A 2,228-nucleotide genomic window follows, 5' to 3' on the forward strand; every position below is an offset into this window, starting at 1 on the left:
CCGCATCGGCACCCCGTTCGGCGATGAGCCGGCGAGCGGCATCGAGCAGCAGCGCCCGGTTGCGGGCGGCGTCGCCGCGTTCCTGCGGCGCGGATACCGGCAGTCCGCCGAGCTGGTCGACGCGCATTTTTGCACCCTAACGCAGCCGGAATAGATCGGACCACAGTCCGGTTTCGTCATGCAAGGATGTAAGCCAACACCGAAGGGACTCGACAATGGCGGACGTCAAAGTACTGGCGCTGGTGGGGAGCCTGCGGGCCGCATCGGTGAACCGCCAGCTGGCCGAGCTGGCCGCGGACACCGCCCCGGACGGGGTGGCGGTGACGCTGTTCGACGGGCTGGGCGAGCTGCCGTTCTACAACGAGGACATCGACAACGACTCGGTAGCGGGCGGGGTGCCCGCCCCCGTAGTGGCGCTGCGCACCGCCGCCGCCGATGCCGACGCCGCGCTGGTCGTCACGCCGGAGAACAATGGCAGCATCCCGGCCGTGCTGAAGAACGCCATCGACTGGCTGTCGCGGCCCTTCGGGCAGAGTGTGCTCGCAGCCAAGCCGGTGGGAGTGATCGGGGCCGCGGCCAGCCGCAGTGGGGGAGCGCGCGCACACGATGACACCCGCAGGTCGTTCAACTCGTTCGGCAGCGGCCTGCCGAGGGTGGTCGAGTCCATCACGCTGTCGGTGCCGATTCGCTCCTTGGATGGTAAGCACCCGGGGGAGAACGCCGAGGTCGCCGACAAGCTGCGCGACCTGGTGGGCAAATTGGCCGCCGAGGTGTCCTGACTTCTGGCGGCGCGATGGCCGCCGGATGGGGTGATCGAGACCCGCCGGCGGCTTTGCTGTTATCACGCCGCAACCGATGGCGCGGCCAACCCTGTCGGTGTGCGGTGATAAACCTGGAGGTGAGCGGCGACACGGGCGGGAATGTGACCCGCGACACGCCGGTGCGACGGCTTACGACCAGGAGATTTCATGAATGTTATTTAGAAGATGTTGTATCCCTTCGGAATGTCGGCCACTAGGTGTAGTGTTTTCCACACCGACAGACCCCCACGGTTCCCAAGCTTTTCGAGGGTCGGCCGGAGCGCTGAATCCGGCGGAATCGGTTTCCGACACGTCGGTCAAGCACCCCCGGACGGCAGGAATTTTGAGGGCCCGCGGGTCGCTGAAACCAGCGATATGCAGTACCCGATCAGTTGCCAGTCCCGACTTCCGCAGAGGAGCCGTACCGCCGATGAACATCACCGTGTACACCAAGCCCGCATGCGTGCAGTGCAACGCCACCTACAAGGCGCTGGAGAAGCACGGCATCGCCTTCGAGAAGGTCGACATCACCCTCGACACCGAGGCGCGGGACTATGTCATGGCGCTGGGCTACCTGCAGGCGCCCGTCGTGGTGGCCGGCAACGAGCACTGGTCGGGGTTCCGTCCCGATCGCATCAAGGCGCTGGGCGGAACCGGGGTACTCACCGCATAAGCGGTGTTCCGACAGTTAGGAAGGAGAACGGATGAGCAACCTCGTCTACTTCTCCAGCGTGTCGGAAAACACCCACCGCTTCGTGCAGAAGCTCGGCCTCCCCGCTATCCGGATCCCGCTGCACGGCCGCATCGAGGTCGACGAGCCGTACGTGTTGGTGCTGCCCACCTACGGTGGTGGGCGCGCCACACCGGACATCAATGACGGGGGCTACGTCCCCAAGCAGGTCATCGCCTTCCTGAACAACGAGCACAACCGATCGCTAATCCGCGGTGTCATCGCGGCCGGTAACAACAACTTCGGTGCGGAATTCGCCTACGCGGGCAACGTGGTGTCCACCAAGTGTGGCGTTCCGTACCTGTACCGCTTCGAACTGATGGGAACCCCCGACGACGTGGACGCCGTCCGAGCGGGGCTCGCGGACTTCTGGAAGGACGAGACGTGCCACCAACCGTCGCAGCTGCAGAGCCTGTAACCTCCGCCGCCCCTGGCACCCACTCTTCAGGCGCGGACGAGACGGACTATCACGCGCTCAACGCGATGCTGAATCTGTACGACGCCGACGGCAAGATTCAGTTCGACAAGGATGTGCAGGCCGCGCATCAGTACTTCCGCGAGCACGTCAACCAGAACACGGTGTTCTTCCACGACATCGACGAGAAGCTGGATTACCTGATCCAGCAGAACTATTACGAGCGTGAGGTGCTCGATCAGTACTCACGCAACTTCGTCAAGACCCTGCTCGACCGCGCCTA

The 2,228-nt window shown here is 64.5% G+C and carries 3 protein-coding genes and 2 pseudogenes; 4 read left to right on the forward strand and 1 reads right to left on the reverse strand.

All coding sequences use genetic code 11. The annotated features are described in order from the left end of the window. A pseudogene (locus ACRDU5_RS07235) lies at window positions 1-127 on the reverse strand (TetR/AcrR family transcriptional regulator); the annotation flags it as partial. Between the two features lie 88 nt (window positions 128-215). On the opposite strand from ACRDU5_RS07235, the gene ACRDU5_RS07240 reads away from it, so the two are divergent. The 4 genes and pseudogenes from ACRDU5_RS07240 to ACRDU5_RS07255 form a co-directional block, all read left to right on the forward strand. Further along, complete coding sequence (locus ACRDU5_RS07240) at window positions 216-779, forward strand: NADPH-dependent FMN reductase (RefSeq protein WP_526613804.1); 564 nt, start codon at window positions 216-218, stop codon at window positions 777-779. Between the two features lie 451 nt (window positions 780-1,230). Then, window positions 1,231-1,473 (forward strand): redoxin NrdH, encoded by a 243-nt coding sequence (locus ACRDU5_RS07245; protein WP_526613805.1) that lies wholly within the window; start codon window positions 1,231-1,233, stop codon window positions 1,471-1,473. A 31-nt stretch (window positions 1,474-1,504) separates the two neighbouring features. After that, window positions 1,505-1,948: a class Ib ribonucleoside-diphosphate reductase assembly flavoprotein NrdI gene (gene nrdI, locus ACRDU5_RS07250; RefSeq protein ID WP_526613806.1), complete on the forward strand. Its 444-nt coding sequence runs from the start codon at window positions 1,505-1,507 to the stop codon at window positions 1,946-1,948. Next, window positions 1,915-2,228: pseudogene (locus ACRDU5_RS07255) on the forward strand (class 1b ribonucleoside-diphosphate reductase subunit alpha); the annotation flags it as partial. The gene nrdI and the pseudogene ACRDU5_RS07255, both read left to right, overlap by 34 nt.

Origin of the sequence: Mycobacterium sp. (genome assembly GCF_050701515.1) — a bacterium.
Classification (GTDB): Bacteria; Actinomycetota; Actinomycetes; order Mycobacteriales; family Mycobacteriaceae; genus Mycobacterium.

Bases quoted from the DNA above. Each gene is read 5' to 3' on its own strand.
- ACRDU5_RS07240 (WP_526613804.1), top strand. From the start codon at position 216: ATGGCGGACGTCAAAGTACTGGCGCTGGTGGGGAGCCTGCGGGCCGCA.
- nrdI (WP_526613806.1), top strand. From the start codon at position 1,505: ATGAGCAACCTCGTCTACTTCTCCAGCGTGTCGGAAAACACCCACCGC.
- ACRDU5_RS07245 (WP_526613805.1), top strand. From the start codon at position 1,231: ATGAACATCACCGTGTACACCAAGCCCGCATGCGTGCAGTGCAACGCC.